This window comes from Actinacidiphila glaucinigra (assembly GCF_035918135.1).
Taxonomy (GTDB): domain Bacteria; phylum Actinomycetota; class Actinomycetes; order Streptomycetales; family Streptomycetaceae; genus Actinacidiphila; species Actinacidiphila glaucinigra.
This window is the reverse complement of record NZ_CP109144.1, coordinates 7,260,167-7,281,520: the sequence shown is the minus strand read 5'-3', so window position 1 is coordinate 7,281,520 and position 21,354 is coordinate 7,260,167. Positions and strand designations below refer to the sequence as shown.

General features: G+C 72.4%; 20 protein-coding genes. 10 read left to right on the top strand and 10 right to left on the bottom strand.

All coding sequences use genetic code 11. The annotated features are described in order from the left end of the window. Positions 1–3 precede the first annotated feature (3 nt). Positions 4–381: a nuclear transport factor 2 family protein gene (locus OIE69_RS32840; protein ID WP_326577883.1), complete on the bottom strand. Its 378-nt coding sequence runs from the start codon at positions 379–381 to the stop codon at positions 4–6. Between the two features lie 2 nt (positions 382–383). Continuing rightward, positions 384–845 (bottom strand): Lrp/AsnC family transcriptional regulator, encoded by a 462-nt coding sequence (locus OIE69_RS32835; RefSeq protein WP_326577882.1) that lies wholly within the window; start codon positions 843–845, stop codon positions 384–386. Between the two features lie 93 nt (positions 846–938). Between OIE69_RS32835 and OIE69_RS32830 the strand changes: the two genes are divergently transcribed. Together OIE69_RS32830 and OIE69_RS32825 are read left to right on the top strand one after the other, a co-directional pair. After that, positions 939–1,784: a TIGR03619 family F420-dependent LLM class oxidoreductase gene (locus OIE69_RS32830; protein WP_326577881.1), complete on the top strand. Its 846-nt coding sequence runs from the start codon at positions 939–941 to the stop codon at positions 1,782–1,784. A gap of 2 nt (positions 1,785–1,786) precedes the next feature. Continuing rightward, entirely contained in the window at positions 1,787–2,221 is a 435-nt protein-coding gene (locus OIE69_RS32825; RefSeq protein ID WP_326577880.1) for a nucleoside deaminase, read from the top strand. 33 nt (positions 2,222–2,254) lie between these two features. On the opposite strand, the gene OIE69_RS32820 is transcribed toward OIE69_RS32825, so the two are convergent. Genes OIE69_RS32820 through OIE69_RS32810 form a run of 3 tightly spaced genes read right to left on the bottom strand, consistent with a single transcriptional unit; the run spans position 2,255 to position 5,961 of the window. After that, positions 2,255–3,301: an ABC transporter permease gene (locus OIE69_RS32820; protein ID WP_326577879.1), complete on the bottom strand. Its 1,047-nt coding sequence runs from the start codon at positions 3,299–3,301 to the stop codon at positions 2,255–2,257. A 2-nt stretch (positions 3,302–3,303) separates the two neighbouring features. After that, positions 3,304–4,875, bottom strand: coding sequence for a sugar ABC transporter ATP-binding protein (locus tag OIE69_RS32815; RefSeq protein ID WP_326577878.1), 1,572 nt, complete (start codon positions 4,873–4,875; stop codon positions 3,304–3,306). 33 nt (positions 4,876–4,908) lie between these two features. Then, on the bottom strand, positions 4,909–5,961 hold the full coding sequence (locus OIE69_RS32810) for a sugar ABC transporter substrate-binding protein (protein WP_326577877.1): 1,053 nt from the start codon (positions 5,959–5,961) through the stop codon (positions 4,909–4,911). Between the two features lie 231 nt (positions 5,962–6,192). On the opposite strand from OIE69_RS32810, the gene OIE69_RS32805 reads away from it, so the two are divergent. The 6 genes from OIE69_RS32805 to OIE69_RS32780 all read left to right on the top strand — a co-directional run bounded on the left by OIE69_RS32805 (position 6,193) and on the right by OIE69_RS32780 (position 12,187). Next, positions 6,193–7,533 (top strand): enolase C-terminal domain-like protein, encoded by a 1,341-nt coding sequence (locus tag OIE69_RS32805; RefSeq protein ID WP_326577876.1) that lies wholly within the window; start codon positions 6,193–6,195, stop codon positions 7,531–7,533. Continuing rightward, a complete protein-coding gene (locus OIE69_RS32800; RefSeq protein ID WP_326577875.1) occupies positions 7,530–8,297 on the top strand; it encodes an SDR family NAD(P)-dependent oxidoreductase in 768 nt (255 codons plus the stop codon). Before OIE69_RS32805 ends, OIE69_RS32800 begins: the two co-directional genes overlap by 4 nt. A 14-nt stretch (positions 8,298–8,311) precedes the next feature. Continuing rightward, positions 8,312–9,304: an aldo/keto reductase gene (locus tag OIE69_RS32795; RefSeq protein ID WP_326577874.1), complete on the top strand. Its 993-nt coding sequence runs from the start codon at positions 8,312–8,314 to the stop codon at positions 9,302–9,304. Beyond that, on the top strand, positions 9,301–9,612 hold the full coding sequence (locus tag OIE69_RS32790; protein ID WP_326577873.1) for an L-rhamnose mutarotase: 312 nt from the start codon (positions 9,301–9,303) through the stop codon (positions 9,610–9,612). The genes OIE69_RS32795 and OIE69_RS32790 overlap by 4 nt, the downstream gene beginning before the upstream one ends. Further along, positions 9,609–10,463 carry an amidohydrolase family protein gene (locus OIE69_RS32785; RefSeq protein ID WP_326577872.1) on the top strand — a complete coding sequence of 285 codons (855 nt, stop codon included), beginning with the start codon at positions 9,609–9,611 and terminating at the stop codon, positions 10,461–10,463. Before OIE69_RS32790 ends, OIE69_RS32785 begins: the two co-directional genes overlap by 4 nt. Before the next feature lie 80 nt (positions 10,464–10,543). Continuing rightward, positions 10,544–12,187 carry a PucR family transcriptional regulator gene (locus OIE69_RS32780; protein WP_326577871.1) on the top strand — a complete coding sequence of 548 codons (1,644 nt, stop codon included), beginning with the start codon at positions 10,544–10,546 and terminating at the stop codon, positions 12,185–12,187. Between the two features lie 31 nt (positions 12,188–12,218). Here the strand turns inward: OIE69_RS32780 and OIE69_RS32775 are convergent, their stop codons facing one another. The 4 genes from OIE69_RS32775 to OIE69_RS32760 form a co-directional block, all read right to left on the bottom strand. Continuing rightward, positions 12,219–13,751: an NCS1 family nucleobase:cation symporter-1 gene (locus tag OIE69_RS32775; protein WP_326577870.1), complete on the bottom strand. Its 1,533-nt coding sequence runs from the start codon at positions 13,749–13,751 to the stop codon at positions 12,219–12,221. A gap of 67 nt (positions 13,752–13,818) precedes the next feature. After that, positions 13,819–14,841, bottom strand: coding sequence for a TIGR03842 family LLM class F420-dependent oxidoreductase (locus tag OIE69_RS32770; RefSeq protein WP_326577869.1), 1,023 nt, complete (start codon positions 14,839–14,841; stop codon positions 13,819–13,821). A gap of 32 nt (positions 14,842–14,873) precedes the next feature. After that, positions 14,874–16,274, bottom strand: a complete 1,401-nt coding sequence (hydA, locus tag OIE69_RS32765) for a dihydropyrimidinase (RefSeq protein WP_326577868.1) — start codon at positions 16,272–16,274, stop codon at positions 14,874–14,876. 17 nt (positions 16,275–16,291) lie between these two features. Beyond that, on the bottom strand, positions 16,292–17,134 hold the full coding sequence (locus tag OIE69_RS32760; protein ID WP_089226758.1) for a nitrilase-related carbon-nitrogen hydrolase: 843 nt from the start codon (positions 17,132–17,134) through the stop codon (positions 16,292–16,294). Positions 17,135–17,434: 300 nt separating this feature from the next. On the opposite strand from OIE69_RS32760, the gene OIE69_RS32755 reads away from it, so the two are divergent. Together OIE69_RS32755 and OIE69_RS32750 are read left to right on the top strand one after the other, a co-directional pair. Further along, complete coding sequence (locus tag OIE69_RS32755) at positions 17,435–18,070, top strand: ArsR/SmtB family transcription factor (RefSeq protein ID WP_326577867.1); 636 nt, start codon at positions 17,435–17,437, stop codon at positions 18,068–18,070. 86 nt (positions 18,071–18,156) lie between these two features. Continuing rightward, entirely contained in the window at positions 18,157–18,885 is a 729-nt protein-coding gene (locus OIE69_RS32750; RefSeq protein WP_326577866.1) for an SRPBCC family protein, read from the top strand. A gap of 100 nt (positions 18,886–18,985) precedes the next feature. Here OIE69_RS32750 and OIE69_RS32745 read toward each other — a convergent pair whose 3' ends face one another. Then, a complete protein-coding gene (locus OIE69_RS32745) occupies positions 18,986–21,205 on the bottom strand; it encodes an NADP-dependent isocitrate dehydrogenase (protein WP_326577865.1) in 2,220 nt (739 codons plus the stop codon). Positions 21,206–21,354 lie beyond the last annotated feature (149 nt).

Genomic DNA, 21,354 nt, shown 5'->3' with positions numbered 1-21,354 from the left:
CCGCTACATCGGCTCGACGTAGCGGGCGCGCCACTCCGGACGGGGATCGGAGCCGGGGCTCGTCCAGTACTCCCGGCCGGCGACGATCCGCCCGTCGCGGACGGTCCAGAACGACGCGGCGCGGAAGAGCCCGAGGCCCGCATGCGGCACCTCGACCTCGGAGACGGCCTGGTCGCCCTCGCCCACGATCCTGAGCACGCGGATCGACCAGCCCTCCGGGTACTCGCTGTTGACGGCGAGGAAGCCGGCCCTGCCGACGATGCGTTCCCCGCTCACGGGCCACTCCACCACGGCGTCCTCGGCGATCAGTTCACCCGCACCGGCCCAGTCGCGCGCCTGGATCCGCTGCCACAGCTCTTCGACGACCTTCGCAGACTCCACGCTCACAGCATGCCGGACGGAGCGCCTCCCGGTCCCCGGTACGGCAGGGTCTGGCGGTAGACCACACTGGTCGTGGCGCTCCCGAACCGCGCCAACTCGTCCATGACCTCCTCCAGGTGGACCATGGACGCGGCCGCGACCTTCAGCACGTAGCACTCCTCCCCCGTGGTGCGCAGGCACTCCAGGATCTCCGGGCGCTCCCCGAGCAGGCGGTGCAAGGGTTCGTGGCGGCTGCCGGGGTACTTCAGGCGGACGACCGCGAGCACCGGGTAACCGGCCTTGCCGAGGTCGACCTCGGCGCGGTAGCCCGTGATGACGCCCAGGGTCTCCAGCCGGCGGACCCGCTCGGTGGTCGCGGAGGCGCCGAGGCCGACCCGGCGGGCCAGTTCGGTGAAGGGGATCCGGCCGTCGCGCTGCAGTTCGTCGAGGATCGCCCAGTCGGTCGCGTCGAGATTCTCGGCCATGCGGCGAAGATACCGGCGGATCCACGGCCGGACCGCGATCACACCGGGAGGAACGCCTTCCGGCCGGGGCGGCCGGCTGGATAGCCTGACGGGGTGCGAATCGGTGTGAACGTCCCCAATTTCGGGCCCGGAACCGACCCCGGCGTGCTGCGCGACTGGGCGCGGACGGTGGAGGGGCTGGGCTTCGACCTGCTGATGGTCTCCGACCACGTCGTGGTGACCCCCGACGTGGCGGAGCAGTACCCCGCGCCCTTCTACGAGCCCTTCACCACCTTGTCGTGGCTCGCCGGCGTCACCGACCGGATCCGGCTGGGGACGACGGTGCTGATCCTGCCGTACCGGCATCCGCTGCTGACCGCCCGGATGGCCGCGAACCTCAACATGCTCAGCGGCGGCCGGCTGGTGCTCGGCGTGGGAGTGGGCTGGGCGCGGCAGGAGTTCGCGGCGCTCGGGGTCCCGTTCGAGCGGCGCGGCGCGCTGACGGACGAGCACCTGACGGCCCTGCGCGAGGCCTGGAAGGACGACGCGGACTACGCCGGCGGCCCCGTGCCGCTGTGGATCGGCGGCAACAGCGCGGCGGGACGCCGGCGGGCGGTCCGCGTCGGCGACGCCTGGCATCCGCTGCGGTTCACCCTGCCCTGGCTGCGCGAGGCAGTCGGCGAGCTCGCCTCCCAGGCACGCGAGCAGGGGCGGCCCGTACCCGCCCTCGCGCCGCGCATCGCGCTGCGGCTCACGGCGGAGCCGGTGACCGGTCCGGACCGGCTCGCGGGTGAGGGCACCTTCGAGCAGGTCACCGCCGACCTCGCGGAACTGCGGGCGCTCGGCGCGGACACCGTCGTCCTCGACCCCTTCAACGGCGACCCCCGCGAGACGCTGCGCCCGCAGACGGCGTGGCAGGCGCTCGCGGCGGTCGCCGCCCACCGCTCACGAACGGAGTGACGATGACCGACGAGATGACGACCCGACTGCTGCGCCGGGCGGTCGAACTGGCCGCCGAGGCCCGTGCGTCCGGCAATCCGCCCTTCGGCTCGCTGCTGGCCGGGCCGGACGGGTCCGTGCTCGCCGAGGACCGCAACAGCAGCCTCAGCGACGGCGACATCACCGCCCACCCCGAGCTGAAGCTGGCGCGGTGGGCGGCCCGGGAGCTCGATCCGGCCACCGCGGCCGCCACCACCATGTACACCAGCTGCCAGCCCTGCGGGATGTGCGCGGGCGCCATCGAGCGCTCGGGGCTGGGCCGCGTCGTCTACGCGCTGTCCACCGACCAGCTCACCGGGCTCAAGTCGCCCGCGGCCAAGGCCGGTTTCCCGCACGTGCCGCAGGAAGGCCCGGCCCTGTACGACGAGGCCCGTGTCCCGGTCGAGGGCTACTACTGATCCCTCCGGCCCCGCCGGTCCCGCCCCGGCCGCTCACTCCTGCTTCTCGCCCGAGGCGAAGCGGGAGATGATCAGGGCGACGATGATGATGGCCCCGTTGAGGAACTGGTTCCACAGCGGGGGCACGCCCGCCAGGGTCATCACGTTGACGACGAGCTGCAGGGTCAGGACGCCGGTGAGCGCCCCGAAGAGCGTGCCGCGGCCGCCGTTGAGGCTGACCCCGCCGATCACGGTCGCGGCGAAGACCTGGAAGATCCAGCCGCTGCCCTGGTCCGCGGAGATCGAGCCGTAGTGCCCGCTGTAGAGCACGCCCGCGAAGGCGGCGAGCACGCCGCCCACGATGAGCACCACCCAGGTGATCCGGTCCACCCGGATGCCGGCGGTGCGCGCGGCCTCGGGGTTGCCGCCGATCGCGTACAGCGCCCGGCCGTGCCGCAGCCAGGCGAGCGCACAGCCGCCGGCCGCGAACAGCAGGGCGCAGACCCAGATCGCGGCGGGCACCCCGGCCCAGGAGGCGTGCCCGAGGTAGGTGAACGAGGCGGGCAGCTCGACGATGGAACGGCCCTCGGAGATGGCGATCTGCAGCCCGCGCAGCATGGTGAGCGCGCCGAGGGTGACGATGAAGCCGTTCAGCCGCAGCTTGAGGATGAAGAAGCCGTTGACGGCGCCGATGACCGCGCCCACCAGCAGGCACACGGGTATCGCCGTCCAGACCGGCAGCAGTTCCAGTCCGGTGAAGCGGCCGCCCGCGGCGGGCAGTACGAGCCAGACGGCGATGACGGGCGCGACGCCGATGGTGGACTCCAGCGACAGGTCCATCCGCCCCGCGATGAGGATCAGCGCCTGGGCCAGCACGAGCAGGCTCAGTTCGGTGGACTGCTGGGCGACGCCGATGAGGTTGTCGGAGGTGAGGAAGGCCGGCGAGACGATGAAGCCGATGACGCCCAGCACCAGGATCGCGGGGACGAGGGACAGTTCGCGGAAACGGGCGAGCCCGCCCGGTACACGGCGCGGCGTCCCGGCCGCGGCCGCCTCGGCGGCGGGCACCGGCGGCTCGGTGACGTCAGTGGTGGTGGACATGGCTACCCTTCCTGTTCCTCTCCCTGCTCGGTGTCCCGCTCCTGCGCGGGACGGGCGGCCACGCCCTCCATGGCGGCGACCAGGTCCTCGTCGCGCCAGCCCCTGCCGAACTCCGCGACCACCCGGCCGTGGAACATGGCCACGATCCGGTCGCACGCCCTGAGGTCGTCCAGTTCGTCGGAGACGACCAGCGCCGCCCGCCCGTCGTCGGCGACCTTGCGGATCCTGCCCAGCAGGAACTCCTTGGAGCGCACGTCCACGCCGTTGGTGGGGCGCACGGCGACCAGTACGTGCGGGTCGGTGGCCAGGGCGCGGGCGACCACGACCTTCTGCTGGTTGCCGCCGGAGAGCGCGGAGACGGGGGTCCCCGCGCCCGGCGTCCTGATGTCCAGGTCCTTGATCATGCGCTCGGCGAACTCGCGGGTCCGCGAGGGCAGTACGGTGCCGTACGGCCCGAGCTGGTCGGTGACGGTGAGGGTGGCGTTCTCGGCCACACTGCGCGAGCCGACCAGGCCCTGGTGGTGGCGGTCCTCGGGGACCAGGCCCACCCCGGCGGCCAGGGCGGCGGGAACCCCGGACGCACGGACCTCCCGCCCGGCGACGGCGATCCGCCCGGTGTCGGCGCGGTGCAGCCCCGCGAGGGTCTCCGCCAGCCGGACGTTGCCGCTGGCGGTGGCCCCCGCGAGGCCGACGACCTCGCCCGCGCGGACCTCCAGGGAGACGTCGGCGTAGGCGTGGCGCAGGGTCAGGCCGGTCACGTCCAGCAGCGCCGCGCCCGCGGCGGCCGCGGCGCGGCCGGCCTCAGGGGCGCCCGCCGCGGGCGTGGCGGCGCTCTCCCCGGTCATCGCCTCGACCAGGGCGTCGTGGTCCAGTTCGGCCACGGGTGCGGTGACGATGTGGCGGGCGTCCCGGTAGACGGTGACGGTGGTGCAGAGGTCGTAGACCTCCTGCAGGTGGTGCGAGATGAAGAGGAAGGCCACGCCCTGCCGTTGCAGGTCGCGGAGCTTGTCGAAGAGCCGGGCGATGCCGCGGGCGTCGAGCCGGGCGGTGGGCTCGTCGAGGATGATGAAGCGTGCGCCGAAGGAGAGGGCGCGCGCGATCTCGACGAACTGCCGCTGTTCCACGGTGAGGTCGCGGGCACGCGCGGCGGGGTCGATGTCGACCCCGTACTCGCCCAGCAGTTCCGACGCGCGGCGGCGCAGTGCCGTCCACCGGATGGGGCGCAGCGGGCCGGGGCTCTGCCGGTTGAGGAAGAGGTTCTCGGCGACGGAGAGTTCCCCGATGACGGTGGAGCGCTGGTAGACGCAGGCGACGCGGGAGCGCCAGGCGTCGGTGTCGCCGAAGGAGGGCGCCGGCTCGCCCGAGAAGCGCAGGGTGCCGGTGTCGGGCTGCTGGAGGCCGGTGAGGATGCCGACGAGGGTGGACTTGCCCGCGCCGTTGCGGCCCACGAGGGCGTGCGACTCGCCCGGGGCGACCGAGATGCCCGCGTCGCGCAGCGCCACGGTGGCGCCGAAGCGCTTGCCGATCCCGGTCGCCTCGGCCACGGCCGGCGGCGCGGTGGCGGGGTCCGCCATGGTGGTCTTCCGTTCTTCGGTGCGGACGGGCGGTCAGCCGATGTTGTTGCCCCACAGGGCCTTGTCGTCGACGTTCTCCTTGGTCACCAGCGGCGCGGGGAGCTGGTCCTCCAGGCCGTTGGGGATGCTGATGATCGTCGAGTCGTGGTCGGTGGGGCCTGCCTTGAAGGTCTTCCCCTCGGCGGCGGCCTTGGCGTAGTACAGCGCGTACTTCGCGTACAGGTCGGCGGGCTGGGAGACGGTGGCGTCGATCTCGCCCTTGCGGATGGCGTCCAGCTCCTGCGGGATGCCGTCGTTGGAGACGATGCTGATGTGGCCCTTCTGCCCGGCCGGCTTGAGCAGGCCCTTCTGCTTGAGCAGTGCGAGCGTCGGCTGCAGGAAGACACCGCCGGCCTGCATGTAGATGCCGTTCAGGTCGGGGTGCTGCGCGAGCAGGCTCTGCAGCTTGGCGGAGGCGACGTCGCCCTTCCAGTCGGTGGGCAGCTCGAAGACCGTGATGCCGGGGAACTTCTCCTTCATGCACGCCGCGAACGCCTCGGACCGGTCGCGGCCGTTGATGGAGTCCAGGGCGCCCTGGAACTCGGCGACCTTGCCCTTGCCGCCCAGTTGCTCGCCCAGGAACTCGCAGGCCTTGGTGCCGTACGCCTTGTTGTCGGCGCGGACGACCATGTAGACGTCGCCCTTGTCGGGGCGGGTGTCCACGCTGACCACGGGGATCTTCTTGCCGGCGAGGGTGTCGAGGGTGGAGGCGATGGCGCCGGTGTCCTGCGGCGCCATGACGACGGCCTTGGCCCCGGTGTTCTGGAAGACCTGGACGTTGGCGACGAGCTTGGTGATGTCGTTCTGGGAGTTGCTCCGCGGCAGCGCGTTCAGGCCGTCGTCCTTGATGCCCTTCTCGAGGTACTGCGCGTAGGAGTTCCAGAAGTCGGAGTCGGAGCGCGGCAGGTCGATGCCGATGGCGGGCTTGTCGTCGCCGGAGCCGGCGGCGGTGCCGGTGCTGCCGCGGTTGCAGGCGGTGGCGAGGGCGGCCGTGACGAGAACGGCCGCGGCTATCGCGGCGGTGGAGCGCGTGCGGGCGGGCTTCATGCCGTGTTCTCCCTGTCCGGGTAAGCCGGGCGATTCATCCGAGGTATCCCGGACGAGAGGAAGGTAAGTCCGTCTCGCGAGCCTGACAACCCCTTATACGGACACGATCGAATGGAGTTCGACAGGCGAGACATCCGAGGAATGGATTGCCAGTCCCGTCCCGGGGCCCTAGAGTCACCGTGGCGCGAGACCTCCGATGTCTTGGCCAGGCCGAGCGTGAAAGGCAGCCACTTGTCCGCAACCTCCGCCCGCATCACCGCGATCGACACCAACGACATCCGCTTCCCCACCTCGCGGGAACTCGACGGCTCGGACGCGATGAATCCGGATCCCGACTACTCCGCCGCGTACGTGGTGCTGCGCACCGACGCCGACGACGGCCACGAGGGTCACGGCTTCGTCTTCACCATCGGCCGGGGCAACGACGTCCAGGTCGCGGCGATCGAGGCACTCCGCCCCCATCTCGTCGGCCGGCCGGTCGAGGAGCTGTGCGCCGACCCCGGCTCCGTGGCGCGCGACCTGACCGGCGACAGCCAGCTGCGCTGGCTGGGGCCCGAGAAGGGCGTGATGCACATGGCGATCGGGGCCGTCGTCAACGCCGTGTGGGACCTGGCCGCCAAGCGCCGGGGCCTGCCGCTGTGGCGGCTGCTGGCCGAGGGCGACCCCGAATGGCTCGTCTCCCAGGTCGACTTCCGCTACATCGACGACGCCCTCACCCCCGAGCGCGCGCTCGAACTGCTGCGCGCGGGCCGCGAGGGCGCCGCCGCGCGCACCGCCGCGCTGCTGGAACGCGGCTACCCCGGCTACACCACCTCGCCCGGCTGGCTCGGCTACTCCGACGAGAAGCTGACCCGGCTCGCCGAGCAGGCCGTGGCCGACGGCTTCACCCAGATCAAGCTGAAGGTCGGCGCCGACTTCGGCGACGACGTACGGCGCATGCGGGCGGCCCGCGCCGCCGTGGGCCCGGACGTGCGCATCGCCATCGACGCCAACCAGCGGTGGGGCGTCGCCGAGGCCGTCTCCTGGGTGACCGCGCTGGCCGAGTTCGACCCGTACTGGATCGAGGAACCCACCTCCCCCGACGACGTCCTGGGCCACGCCGCGATCCGCAAGGCGGTCGCCCCGGTCCGGGTCGCCACCGGCGAGCATGTGCAGAACCGCATCGTCTTCAAGCAGTTGCTGCAGGCCGGCGCCATCGACGTGCTGCAGATCGACGCGGCACGGGTCGGCGGGGTCAACGAGAACCTGGCGATCCTGCTGCTGGCCGCGGCCTTCGACGTCCCGGTGTGCCCGCACGCGGGCGGCGTCGGGCTGTGCGAACTGGTGCAGCACCTGTCGATGTTCGACTTCGTGGCGCTGTCCGGGACGACCGAGGACCGTGCCATCGAGTACGTGGACCACCTCCACGAGCACTTCACCACGCCGGTCGTCATGCGCCGCGGCCACTACACCGCCCCGGTGGCACCCGGTTTCTCCGCGCAGATGCGACCGGAATCGATCGACGCGTACCGCTACCCCGACGGTACGTTCTGGGTGGCCGACCGGGCACGGCAGGAAGGTGGGACGGCATGAGCGCGGAGTTGCGCGATCTGGAGGGCCTCGGCGCCCTGGTGACGGGCGGCGCCTCCGGGATCGGCCTGGCGACCGCGCGGCTGCTGGCCGCGCGCGGCGCGCGGGTCGCCGTACTGGACCTGGCGCCGGACGGACTGCCCGGGCATCTGACCGGCTTCACGGCGGACGTGTCCGACGACGCCTCCACCCGCGCCGCCGTGGACGCCGCCGCGGAAGCGCTCGGCGGCCTCGACATCCTCGTCAACAACGCGGGCATCGGGGCGGCGGGCACCGTCGAGGACAACCCCGACGACCAGTGGCACCGCGTGCTCGACGTCAATGTGCTCGGCATGGTGCGCACCACCCGCGCGGCCCTCCCCCACCTGCGGCGCTCGGCCAGGCCCGCGATCGTCAACACCTGCTCCATCGCCGCCACCGCCGGGCTGCCGCAGCGCGCCCTGTACAGCGCCAGCAAGGGAGCCGTGCTCTCGCTGACCCTGGCGATGGCCGCCGACCACGTCCGCGAGGGAATCCGGGTCAACTGCGTCAACCCCGGCACCGCCGACACCCCGTGGGTGGCCCGGCTGCTGGACGCCGCCGACGACCCCGAGGCGGAACGCGCCGCCCTCGACGCCCGGCAGCCGATGGGCCGGCTGGTGACCGCCGACGAGGTCGCCGCCGCCATCGTCTACCTCGCGAGCCCCGCCGCGGCCTCCGTCACCGGCACCGCGCTCGCCGTGGACGGCGGCATGGCCGGGCTGCGGCTGCGCCCCGCCGGGCAGTGAGGGACAGGACCGCGATGCGCACCTCCACCCTGGGCCGCAGCGGTGTCGCCGTCACCGAGGTGGGCTTCGGCGCCGCCCCGATCGGCAACCTCTTCACCCCGGTCGACGACGACACCGCCCGCGCGGCCGTGGACGCCGCCTGGGACGCCGGCGTCCGCTACTTCGACACCGCGCCCCACTACGGGCTCGGCCTGTCCGAGCGCCGGCTCGGCGCCGCCCTGCGCGACCGGCCGCGGGCCGGGTACACCGTCTCGACCAAGGTGGGGCGGCTGCTGGAGCCCGGCGGTCCGGGCGGGGACGACCTGGCGAACGGCTTCGCCGTGCCCGCCCGGCTGCGCCGGGTCTGGGACTTCAGCGCCGACGGCATCCGGCGCGGCATCGAGGCCAGCCTGGAGCGCCTGGGCCTGGACCACGTCGACCTGGTCTACCTCCACGACCCCGACGACCACGCCGAGGAGGCCTTCGGCCAGGGGTACCCGGCGCTGGAGCGACTGCGCTCGGAGGGCGTCGTCCGTGCGATCGGCGCGGGCATGAACCAGACCGCCATGCTCGCCCGCTTCCTGCGCGACACGGACGTCGACGTGGTGCTGATGGCCGGCCGCTACACCCTGCTGGAGCAGGAGGGCCTGGCCGAGGTGCTGCCACTGGCGGCGTCCCGCGGCGCGAGCGTGGTCGTGGGCGGCGCCTTCAACTCCGGCCTGCTGATCGACCCGGGCGAGGGCGCCACGTACGACTACGCCCCCGCCCCGGAGCCCGTGCTCGCCCGCGCCCGGCGCCTGCGGTCGGTGACGGGCCGGCACGGCGTGCCGCTGCGCGCGGCCGCGCTGCGCTTCCCCGCGGCCCATCCCGCCGTCGCGAGCACGCTCGTGGGGCTGCGCTCCGCCGACGAGGCGCGGGACACCGCCGCCCTGCTGCGGCTGCCGCTGCCGGCCCCGATGTGGGCCGACCTGCGCGCCGAGGGCCTGCTCGGCGCGGACGTACCCGTACCGGACGAGGAGGTGTCATGAGGGTCGCCCTGCACACCACGGTGCGAGCGGACCGGATCGCCGCGTACGAGGTGGCGCACCGCGAGGTGCCCGCGGAACTGACCGCCGCCATCCGCGGCGCGGGCGTGCGGGAGTGGACGATCTGGCGCAGCGGCGCCGACCTCTTCCATCTGCTGGACGTCGACGACTACCCGGCGATGCTCGCCGCGCTGGAGCGGCTGCCCGTCAACATCGCCTGGCAGGCGAGGATGGCGGAGCTGCTGGAGGTCGCCCACGACTACTCCGCCGAGGGCGCCGGCGCGCCGCTGCCGGTGGTGTGGCAGCTGTGACCGCAGTGGAGGGCATCGTCGACGCGCACCACCACCTGTGGGACCTGTCGGTGCGCGACCAGGACTGGATCACCGGGGAGCGGCTGGCCCCGCTGCGCCGCGACTTCTCCCTCGCCGACCTGGAGCCGGAGGCGAAGGCCGCGGGCGTGGCCGCGACCGTCCTCGTCCAGACCGTCACGGTGGCCGCGGAGACCCCGGAGTTCCTGGCACTGGCCGCGGACAGCGACCTGGTGGCCGGGGTGGTCGGCTGGACCGACCTGACGGACCCCGCGGTCGCCGACCGGCTGGCGGCCCTGCGCGAACTGCCCGGCGGGGAGCACCTGGTGGGCATCCGCCACCAGGTGCAGGGCGAACCCGACCCGCAGTGGCTGCTCCGTCCCGACGTGCTGCGCGGGCTGCGCGCGGTGGCCGACGCCGGGCTCGTCTACGACCTGGTGGTGCTGCCCCGGCAGCTCCCGGCCGCCACCCGCGCCGCGGGCCTCGTTCCCGAGCTGGTGTTCGTCCTCGACCACCTGGGCAAGCCGCTCGTCGCCGAGGGCGCCACGCAGCCGTGGGGCGAGGACGTGCGGTCGCTGGCCGCACGGCCCAACACCGTGTGCAAGCTGTCCGGCATGGTCACCGAGGCCGACTGGGACACCTGGACGACGGCGGACCTCGCGCCCTACTCCGCAACCGTGCTCGACGCCTTCGGGCCGGGCCGCCTCATGTTCGGCTCCGACTGGCCGGTGTGCCGGCTCGCCGCCTCCTACGCCGAGGTGGTCGACACCGCCCGCGTCCTCACCGCCGGACTGGATGACGCCGAACGGCGGGAGGTCTTCTCCGGCACGGCCCGGCGCGTCTACGGGCTCTGATCCCCCGCGCGGACGGCCCCGCGAGGGGTACGGATGGCTAGACTCCGACCCCTGGCGGCACGAGGGACGGGCGTGGGCGCGTGAGCGACGGCAGACCGGACACACCCCCGGCGAGCACGGCGGGGCGGCTCACCGTGCGCGACGTGCTCGATCTGGACCTCGTGACGCCCTGGGTGCCGGAGGTCGTGGCCGGTTCCGCCCATCTGCACCGCGCGGTGCGCTGGCTGCACGTGGCCGAGGCGCTGGACGTCGGCGTCATGCTCAGCGGCGGCGAGATGGTGCTGACCACCGGCCTGCTGCTGGCGGGCGACGAGCGGGCGCAGCGCGAGTACGTCGAGTCGATGCAGCGCGCCGACGTCGCGGCGGTCGTCCTGGGCCTCGGGCGGGCGTTCCGCACCACGCCCGAGCCGATGCGCCGGGCCGCCGAGCGCTGCGGGGTGCCGCTGATCGTGCTGCACCGTCCGGCGCCGTTCGCACGGCTGACCGAGGAGGTGCACGCACGGCTGGTGCACGGCCGGTTCGCCGCGCTCGACCTCTCCGACCGGGTCCGCTCCTCGTTGACCGCCCTCAACCTCTCCGGCGCCAGCCTCCAGCAGGTCCTGGACGAGATCGCCGCGCACAGCGGCTGTCCCGCGGTCGTCGTCAACCTCGCTCAGCGTGTGCTGGCCTCGGCCGGTGACAAGGTGTCGCTCAACGATCTGCTGCGTGACTGGGAGCGGGTCTCCGGCCAGGTCGCCGAACTGGCCGGCAGCGGCGCGGTGACGGTCGGCCCGGACGGCTGGATCGTCGCGCCGCTGGAGGCCCGGGGCAGGCAGTGGGGGCGCCTGGTGCTCTTCGGCCACCACGGCCCGGAGGAGTTCGGCCGGGTGCTGGGCGCCCGTGCCTCCGAGGCGCTGGCCATGCACCGCCTCCTCGGCGACCAGGACCGGGGCTGGGAGGACCAGGCCGCCGAGTCGCTGCTGCACGACCTGGCGACGGGCACGGCCCGCCCCGAGCAGTTGGTCACCCGGGTGCGCGCCGCGGGCCTCCCGGTCAACCGGCGCATCTTCGTCCCCGTCGTCGTCCGCCCCCTCGGCGCGGCGCCGGAGGGCCGGGACGACATGCCGGAGCTGATCGAGCACGCGCTGGCCGAACACCCAGGCGTCGCCGGGCTGGTGGCGCGGATCGGCTCCTCGGGCACGGCGGTCCTGCTGAGCATCCCCGCCGGTCAGGACGCCGACGCCGCCGTGCACAAGGTGGCGGTGCGGGTGCACGAAGAGTTGGCCGGGCGGGGCCGTACGGTGGTGGTCGGCGCGGGCTTCGGCTGCCGGGAACTGGACGAGGTGCGCCGCTCCTTCGTCGAGGCGGTGCACGTGGCGGACGCGGCGGTCGCCGGCCCGCCGGACGCGCCGGTGGCCCGGCTGCGCGACGTACGGCTGCGCGGCCTGGTGCGCCTGCTGCGCGACGAGCCGGAGCTGCAGGCCTTCATCGGGCGGGAGTTGGGGCCCCTGCTGGGGAACCCGGCGCTGCTGGAGGTGCTGCGCACCTATCTGGCGACGGGCCGCAACAAGTCGGCGGCCGCCCAGGTGCACCACGTCAGCCGGCCCGCCCTGTACCGGAGACTGCAGAGCATCGAGTCGCTGCTCGGCATCGACCTGGACGACTGGGAACAGCTCACCTCGCTCTACGTGGCGCTGCTCGCGCACGAGGCGCAGCGCGCCGCGGGGCCCGGGTCCGGCCGCTGAGGGCGGCGGAACCCGGGCCCCGGAAGCGCGGTCAGCTCCTGCGGTCCGGCGCGAGCCGGCTGAGCAGGACGTGGACGAGGAGGGAGGCGGCGAGGCCGACGGCCCACCCGTAGTCCGCGAGCGGCTTCAGGAAGGGGATCAGTCCGTCGACCGGGAACGGCCCCTGCTTGACGCCCTTGGCGTCGAGTCCGGAGTGCGAGCCGCCGATGGCGAGGACACCGCCGGCCACGAAGGCCGCCAGCGCCCGCCAGTTCCAGCCGCCGTCGTACCAGTAGCGGCCCTCGGACCGGTAGAGGTCGGCGAGTTCCAGCCGTGTGCGGCGCAGGATCCAGTAGTCGGCGATCAGGATGCCGGCCACGGTGCCCAGCAGGCCGCCGACGGTGCCGAGCCAGGTGAAGATGTACGCCTGCGGGCTGGCCAGCAGCTTCCACGGGAAGATGACGACGCCGACGACCGAGGTGATCAGCGCGCCGGTGCGGAAGCTGATCCTGCGCGGTGCGATGTTGGACAGGTCGAAGGCGGGCGAGACCACGTTCGCCGCGATGTTCACCGACAGGGTGGCCACCAGGACCGTGATCAGCGCGAAGAGCACCGCGGCCCAGTTGTCGAGCTTCGCGGCCAGGGCCACCGGGTCCCAGATCGGCTCGCCGTAGACCGCCTGCGAGCCGGAGGTCACGAGCACCGACAGCAGCGCGAAGAGCGTCATCGTGGTGGGCAGCCCGAGGGACTGCCCCCACAGCTGGGCGCGCTGCCCGGCCGCGTAGCGGGTGAAGTCGGGGATGTTGAGGGAGAGCGTCGACCAGAAGCCGATCATGCCCATGAGGGCGGGGAAGAAGACCTTCCAGAAGTCGCCGCCCCAGCCGAGGGCGGAGGGCTGGTCGAGCAGCGGGCCGAGGCCGCCCGCCTTGTTCGTCATCCAGATCAGCAGGGCGATGGCGCCGACGATGACGAAGGGGGCCGCCCAGTTCTCGAACCGCCGCACCATCTCCATGCCGCGCACGATGATCGCGACCTGGATGATCCAGAAGACGACGAAGGACAGCCACTGCGTCCACGGGTATCCGCCGATCGTCCCGGCGGTCGCCCACGAGTCGCCGAAGAGCTTCCCGGCGAGCAGGAAGATGCCGGAGCCGCCGATCCAGGTCTGGATGCCGAACCACACGCAGGCGACCGCCGCCCGGACCAGGGCGGGCAGGTTGGCCCCGCGCACCCCGAACGACGCACGGGCGAACACCGGGAACGGGATGCCGTACTTGGGACCGGCGTGGCCGGTGAGCAGCATCGGCACCAGCACGATGACGTTGGCGAGGGCGATGGTGAGCACCGCCTGCTTCCAGTCCATGCCGAGGGCGACCAGCCCGGATGCGAGGGTCCAGGAGGCGACGTTGTGCGCCATCCCGACCCACAGCGCGGTGAAGTTGTAGGTGGTCCACTTCCGCTGTGCGAGCGGAACGGGCAGCAGGTCCTCGTTGGCGTACGGGCCGGACGGGACGGCGTCGGGCGAGAGCTCGACGCGGCCGTCGGCCCCGGCTCTTCCGGCAGGGGGTGGAGCGGTGGCTGTCATGGCAGCCCCCTTCGTTCGAGGGGTACGGGGATCGAACGTGCCGTGCGGGGGGATGGCGGTCCCGGGATCAGGCGCGGAGCGCGGGGATGACGGTGGAGCCGTAGACGTCGATCACGGACTCCTTGGCGTCCTGCATGTCGTACAGGGCGAACTGGTCGACACCGAGGGCCTTGAGGGCGCGCAGCTTCTCCACGTGCTGCTCGGCGGTGCCGATGAGGCAGAAGCGGTCGACGATCTCGTCGGGGACGAACGCGGTGTCGGGGTTGCCGGTGCGGCCGTGGTGCGAGTAGTCGTACCCCTCGCGGGACCTGATGTAATCCGTGAGCTCCTGGGGGACGGCGCCGGACGCCTCGCCGTACTTGGAGACGAGGTCGGCGACGTGGTTGCCGACCATGCCGCCGAACCAGCGGCACTGCTCACGGGCGTGGGCCAGCGCCTGCGGGGAGTCGTCCTCGGTGACGTACGCCGGAGCCGCCACGCACACCTTCACCTCGGCCGGGTCACGGCCGGCGGCGACCGCGGCGTCCCTGACCGCCTTGACCATCCACTCCGTCAGATAGACGTCGGCGAGCTGCAGGATGAACCCGTCCGCCTTCGCCCCGGCGATCGCCAGCGCCTTCGGCCCGTACGCCGCCATCCACACCGGGAGTTCGGCACCGGGCCGCACCCACGGGAACTTCACCACCGCCCCGCTGCCGAGGTCGGCCTCGCGGCCCTCGGCGAGTTCGCGGATGACGTGCATCGCCTCCTCGATGCGGGCGAGGGTGTTGGGCTTGCGGCCCGCAACCCGCATCGCCGAGTCGCCCCGGCCGATGCCGCAGATCGTGCGGTTGCCGAACATCTCGTTCAGCGTGGCGAAGGTCGAGGCGGTCACCTCCCAGGTACGGGTGCCCGGATTGGTGACCATCGGGCCGACGACCATCCGCTCCGTCCGCGCCAGGATCTGGCTGTAGATGACGAACGGTTCCTGCCACAGCACGGTCGAGTCGAAGGTCCAGCCGTGGGTGAAACCGTTGCGCTCGGCGCGCCGCATCAGCTCCACGACCCCCGCGGCGGGCGGGTCCGTCTGCAGGACGAGACCGAAATCCATAGCTGCGCTCCCTGGGTGGCTCGAGGGGGTGGCTAGACGAGGTACTGGCAGGTCTCGCGGGTCTGGTAGCGGCCGTGGCCGGCCCGCCCCAGGTAGCGGTCCTGGTCGACGACGACGGTGCCGCGGGAGATCACGGTGCGGGCCTTGCCGCGCAGGCGCTTGCCCTCGTAGGCCGAGTAGTCGACGTTCATGTGGTGGGTGGCGGCGGACACGACCTGCTCCGCGTCCGGGTCGTAGACCACGATGTCGGCGTCCGCGCCCGGCGCGATGGTGCCCTTGCGCGGGTAGAGGCCGAACATCCGCGCCGGCGTCGCACAGGCGATCTCGATCCACCGGCGGCGGCTGATGTGACCGTCCACCACCGCCTGGTGCAGCAGGTCCATCCGGTTCTCCACCCCCGGCAGACCGTTGGGGATCTTCGAGAAGTCACCCCGGCCCAGCTCCTTCTGCCCCACGAAGCAGAACGGGCAGTGGTCCGTCGACACCACCTGCAGGTCGTTGGTCCGCAGGCCCTGCCACAGCGCTGCCTGGTGCTCCTTCGGGCGCAACGGCGTGGAACACACGTACTTGGCGCCCTCGAAGTCCGGCTCCGCGAGGTTGTCCGTGGACAGGAACAGATACTGCGGACACGTCTCGGCGAAGACGTTGAGGCCGCGGTCGCGCGCCGTCGCCAGCTCCGCGACGGCCTGCTGGGCGGAGACGTGGACGACGTAGAGCGGCGCACCGGCCACCTCGGCCAGCCGGATGGCGCGGTGGGTCGCCTCGGCCTCCAGCAACTCCCGCCGTACCTCGCCGTGGTAGCGGGGGTCGGTCCTGCCCGCGGCCAGCGCCTGCTCGACCAGGACGTCGATGGCGATGCCGTTCTCCGCGTGCATCATGACCAGGCCGCCGTTGTCCGCGCCACGCTGCATGGCACGCAGGATGCGGCCGTCGTCGCTGTAGAACACCCCGGGGTAGGCCATGAACAGCTTGAAGGAGGTGACGCCCTCCTCGACGAGGAGGTCCATCTCCTTGAGGCTGTTCTCGTCGACGTCCGACACGATCATGTGGAAGGCGTAGTCGACGGCGCAGTTGCCCTCGGCCTTCGCGTGCCAGGCGTCCAGACCGGCGCGCAGCGACTCGCCGACCGACTGCACGGCGAAGTCCACGATCGTCGTCGTCCCGCCCCAGGCGGCGGCCCGGGTGCCGGTCTCGAAGGTGTCCGAGGCGAAGGTGCCGCCGAAGGGCAGCTCCATGTGGGTGTGCGCGTCGACACCGCCCGGGATGACGTACTTCCCGGCCGCGTCGATCACGGTGTCCGCCGTCCATCCTTCGGCGACCGTGCTGCCGGTGGCGGCGAGGGCGACGATCCTCTCGTCCTCGACGAGGACGTCGGCGTGGACCTCCTCCGCGGCGGTGATGACGAGGCCGCCGCGGATCAGGGTTCTGCTCACGGGTTCCCTCCCTCTCCTCAGGCCTCGGTCAGCGGGCCGTAGGCGTCGGGGCGGCGGTCGCGATAGAAGGCCCATTGCTGCCGGACCTCCTCGATCTTCCCGAAGTCCAGGTCGCGGACGACGAGTTCCTCCTCCTTGTCGGAGGCGACGTCGCCCACGAACTGGCCACGCGGGTCGACGAAGTAGGACGTGCCGTAGAAGTCGTTGTCGCCGTACTCCTCCTGGCCGACGCGGTTGATGGCGGCGACGAAGTACTCGTTGGCGACGGCCGCGGCCGGCTGCTCCAGCTGCCACAGGTAGGAGGAGAGCCCGCGCGAGGTGGCGGAGGGGTTGTAGACCAGCTCGGCGCCGGCGAGGCCGAGCGCCCGCCAGCCCTCGGGGAAGTGGCGGTCGTAGCAGATGTAGACGCCGACCTTGCCGACGGCCGTGTCGAACACCGGCCAGCCCAGGTTGCCGGGCTTGAAGTAGTACTTCTCCCAGAAGCCCTTGACCTGCGGGATGTGGTGCTTGCGGTACTTGCCGAGGTAGCTGCCGTCGGCGTCGATCACGGCGGCGGTGTTGTAGTAGAAGCCCGCCTGCTCGATCTCGTAGACCGGGACGACCATCACCATGCGGAGCTCCTTGGCGAGCGCCTGCATCCGCACGATCGTCGGGCCGTCCGGCACCGGTTCCGCCCAGCGGTAGTGCTCGGGCTCCTGCACCTGGCAGAAGTACGGGGCGTTGAACACCTCCTGGAAGCCGATGACCTGTGCCCCCTGGGCCGCGGCCTCACGCGCGTACCGCTCGTGCAGGTCGGTCATCGACTCCTTGTCGCCGGTCCACTTCGTCTGGACGAGCGCGGCGCGCACTACTCGACTCATCGGTCTTCCCTCCGACGTCGCGGCAATGAGCGGGCCGCGGAGGTGAACTCCGGGCCGCTTGACGGCTGACATTAGGAGCCGTGCGGGGCGGGGTGCAGTACCACGGTGTAACGCGATGGGGCCCCCGGCGTTCCGCCGCGTCACCTGCGCGGACGCCGCCCACCGGTGTGTCAGGGACGTTCGCGCGGCACGTGAAATCGGCGTTTCGTCCCCGGCGCCGGCGTTACCGGCCGGTGTCCGCGACGCACCGACAAGAAATGTGGGCTGGACAAAATAATTTGTCGGTGAGAGGGTGGAGCCATGTTGGACGTGAGCGTGATCGAGGACTCGGCGGCCGCCGCCGCCACCCTGGACCCCGTACGGGCCCGCCTCCTCGCCGAACTGGCGGAGGGGCCCGCGTCGGCGGCCATGCTCGCCGCCCGGGTCGGGCTGCCCCGGCAGAAGGTGAACTACCACCTGCGGACGCTGGAGGCGCACGGCCTGGTGGAGCTGGCCGGCGAGCGCCGCAAGGGCAACGTCACCGAGCGGCTGATGCGGGCCACCGCGGCCTCGTACGTGATCTCCCCGCTCGCGCTGGCCGCCGTCCAGCCGGACCCAGGGCGCTTCCGCGACCAGTTGTCCGCGCGCTGGCTGCTGGCCGTCGCCGCCCGCCTCGTCCGCGACGTCGGCACTCTGATCACCGGCGCGGCCAGGGCCCGCAAGCGGCTCGCGACCTACGCCCTCGACGGCGAGGTGCGCTTCGCCTCCGCCGCCGACCGGGCCGCGTTCGTGGAGGAGCTGACCCGCGGGGTGAGCGCGCTGATCGCCGAGTACCACGACGCGGAGGCCGAAGGCGGCCGCGAGCACCGCATCGTGGTCGCGCTCCACCCCACCGTGAAGGACCCCGCTCCCGCGGTCGGGGAGTCCGGCCCGGCCACCGTCGAGCAGTCCCTGTGAGGGATCTCCCCGTACATCACCACCCCGCCACCCACCCACCCGCCGTCCGGGCGCCCGAGCCCGTCCCCAGAGGAGCCGGCAGCACCATGTCCAAGGAATTCGAGATCGTCCGTGCGTACGAGACCGAGGCGCGTCCCGAGGAGGTCTGGGAGGCCGTCACCACCGGCTCGGCCGGCTGGCTCTGGCCCCAGGAGTTCGAGCCGCGCAAAGGCGGTGCCGCTCCCTTCGGCGGCACCATCACCGCCTGGGACCCGCCGCACCACCTGATCGCCCGGTCGGAGAACCTCGACGTCACCGGGAACCAGACCTTCAACCAGCTCGAGCACGTCATCGAGGAGCGTGAGGGCGGCGGTGCCTGGGTGCGCTACGTGCACAGCGGCGTCTTCGTCGACGACTGGGACAACCAGTACGACGGCGCGAGCAAGCACACCGACTTCTACCTGCACACCCTGCGCCAGTACCTGACCCACTTCACCGGGCGACCCGCCGCCTTCGCCACCGTGAACGGTCCCGCCGCGTCCACCGCTCCGGACGCCCTCGAGGTCGTCGCCCGCGCCCTCGGGGTGCCGGACGACGCCGCCGAGGGTGCCACCGTGCGCGTCGAACTGCCCGGCGCCGGACCGGTGGAGGCCGTGGTCGACTACCGCAACCGCTACTTCGTCGGCCTGCGGACCGGCGAGGCGATGTACCGGGTCTTCGGCCGCAACCACTTCGGCGCGCCGGTCGGCGTCAGCGTGCACGACTTCGCCCCCGGTGCCGACGGCGAGCGGGCCGGGCAGCGCTGGCAGGCCTGGCTGGACGGTGTCTTCGCGTAACCCCGCGCCCCACCGCACCCCGGACACGGGACCGCCCCGGCTGGATGACCAGCCGGGGCGGTTCGCGTCGTGCCGCGTTCCGGGCGTACCGCCCGTCGCGTCAGGCGAGGGTCGCCAGCGCCTCGTTGAAGGTCGCGGACGGACGCATGACGGCCGCGGCCTTGGCCGGGTCGGGCTGGTAGTAGCCGCCGATCTCGGCCGGCGAGCCCTGCACGGCGATCAGCTCGTCGACGATCGCCTGCTCCTTGTCGGTCAGCGTCTGGGCGAGCGGGCCGAAGGCCTTGGCCAGCTCCGCGTCGTCCGTCTGCCCGGCCAGCTCCTGGGCCCAGTACATCGCCAGGTAGAAGTGGCTGCCGCGGTTGTCGATGCCACCGAGCTTGCGGCTGGGCGACTTGTCCTCGTTCAGGAAGGTGCCCGTGGCGCGGTCGAGGGTGTCGGCCAGGACCTGGGCGCGGGCGTTGCCCGTCGTGGTCGCCAGGTGCTCGAAGCTGACCGCGAGCGCGAGGAACTCGCCGAGGCTGTCCCAGCGCAGGTAGTTCTCCTTGACCAGCTGCTGCACGTGCTTGGGCGCGGAGCCGCCGGCGCCGGTCTCGAAGAGGCCGCCGCCGTTCATCAGCGGCACGACCGAGAGCATCTTGGCGCTGGTGCCCAGCTCCAGGATCGGGAACAGGTCGGTCAGGTAGTCACGCAGCACGTTGCCGGTGACGGAGATCGTGTCCTCGCCGCGGCGGATGCGCTCGAGGGAGAACTCGGTGGCCTCGACCGGGGACTTGATCTCGATCTGCAGGCCCTCGGTGTCGTGCTCCGACAGGTACTGCTCGACCTTGGCGATCAGGTTCGCGTCGTGGGCGCGGGTCTCGTCCAGCCAGAACACCGCCGGGTCGCCGGTCGCGCGGGCGCGGGTGACGGCGAGCTTGACCCAGTCCTTGATCGGCGCGTCCTTGGTCTGGCAGGCGCGGAAGATGTCGCCGGCGGAGACGGCCTGCTCCAGCACGACGTTCCCGGCCCGGTCGACCAGGCGGACGGTGCCGGTGTGCTGGATCTCGAAGGTCTTGTCGTGGCTGCCGTACTCCTCGGCCTTCTGCGCCATGAGGCCGACGTTGGGCACCGAACCCATCGTGGCCGGGTCGAAGGCGCCGTGCGCACGGCAGTCCTCGATGACGGCCTGGTAGATGCCGGCGTAGCTGCTGTCCGGGAGCACCGCGAGGGTGTCGGCCTCCTGGCCGTCCGGGCCCCACATGTGGCCGGAGGTGCGGATCATGGCCGGCATGGAGGCGTCGACGATGACGTCGCTCGGGACGTGCAGGTTGGTGATGCCGCGGTCGGAGTCGACCATGGCCAGGGCCGGACCCTCGGCCAGCTCGGCCTCGAAGGAGGCCTTGATCGCCGCGCCGTCGGCCAGGGACTCGACGCCCTTGAGGATGCCGCCGAGGCCGTCGTTGGGGGTGAGGCCGGCCGCCGCGAAGGTCTCGCCGTACTGCGCGAAGGTCTTGGGGAAGAAGGCGCGGACCACGTGGCCGAAGATGATCGGGTCGGAGACCTTCATCATCGTCGCCTTCAGGTGCACCGAGAACAGGACGTCCTCGGCCTTGGCGCGCGCGACCTGCTCGCCGAGGAACTCGCGCAGCACGGCGACGCGCATGACGGAGGCGTCCACGACCTCGCCCGCGAGCACCGGCACGGACTCGCGCAGCACGGTGGTCGTGCCGTCGTCACCGACCAGCTCGATGCGCAGGACGCCGTCCTCGGCGATGACGACGGACTTCTCGGTGGAACGGAAGTCGTCGGCCGTCATGTGCGCGACGTTCGTCTTGGAGTCGGCCGACCACGCGCCCATGCGGTGCGGGTGCGCCTTGGCGTAGTTCTTCACCGACGCGGGGGCGCGGCGGTCGGAGTTGCCCTCGCGCAGGACGGGGTTGACGGCGCTGCCCTTGATCTTGTCGTAGCGGGCGCGGACGTCCCTGTCCTCGTCGGACTTCGGGTCGTCCGGGTAGTCCGGCAGCGCGTAGCCCTGCGCCTGCAGCTCGGCGACCGCGGCCTTCAGCTGCGGGATCGAGGCCGAGACGTTCGGCAGCTTGATGATGTTGGCGGCCGGGGTCTTGGCGAGCTCGCCGAGCTCGGCGAGGGCGTCGGCGATGCGCTGGCCCTCCTCCAGGTACTCGGGGAAGCTGGCGATGATGCGCCCGGCCAGGGAGATGTCACGGGTCTCCACGGCGACTCCGGCCGTGGACGCGTACGCCTGGATCACGGGCAGGAACGAGTACGTCGCCAGCGCCGGCGCCTCGTCGGTGTGCGTATAGATGATGGTCGAGTCAGTCACCGGGTGCTCCGCTCCACGTCTGCAACATTGCTCGACATCAAGATATCTCGTGAGCGGCGACCACTCGAATGGACCCTCCCGGCGGGCGGGCACCGCCCCCGGCGCCGGGCCGGGCCCCGCCGGGGACCCCGCGGGCCACGCTCATGGGG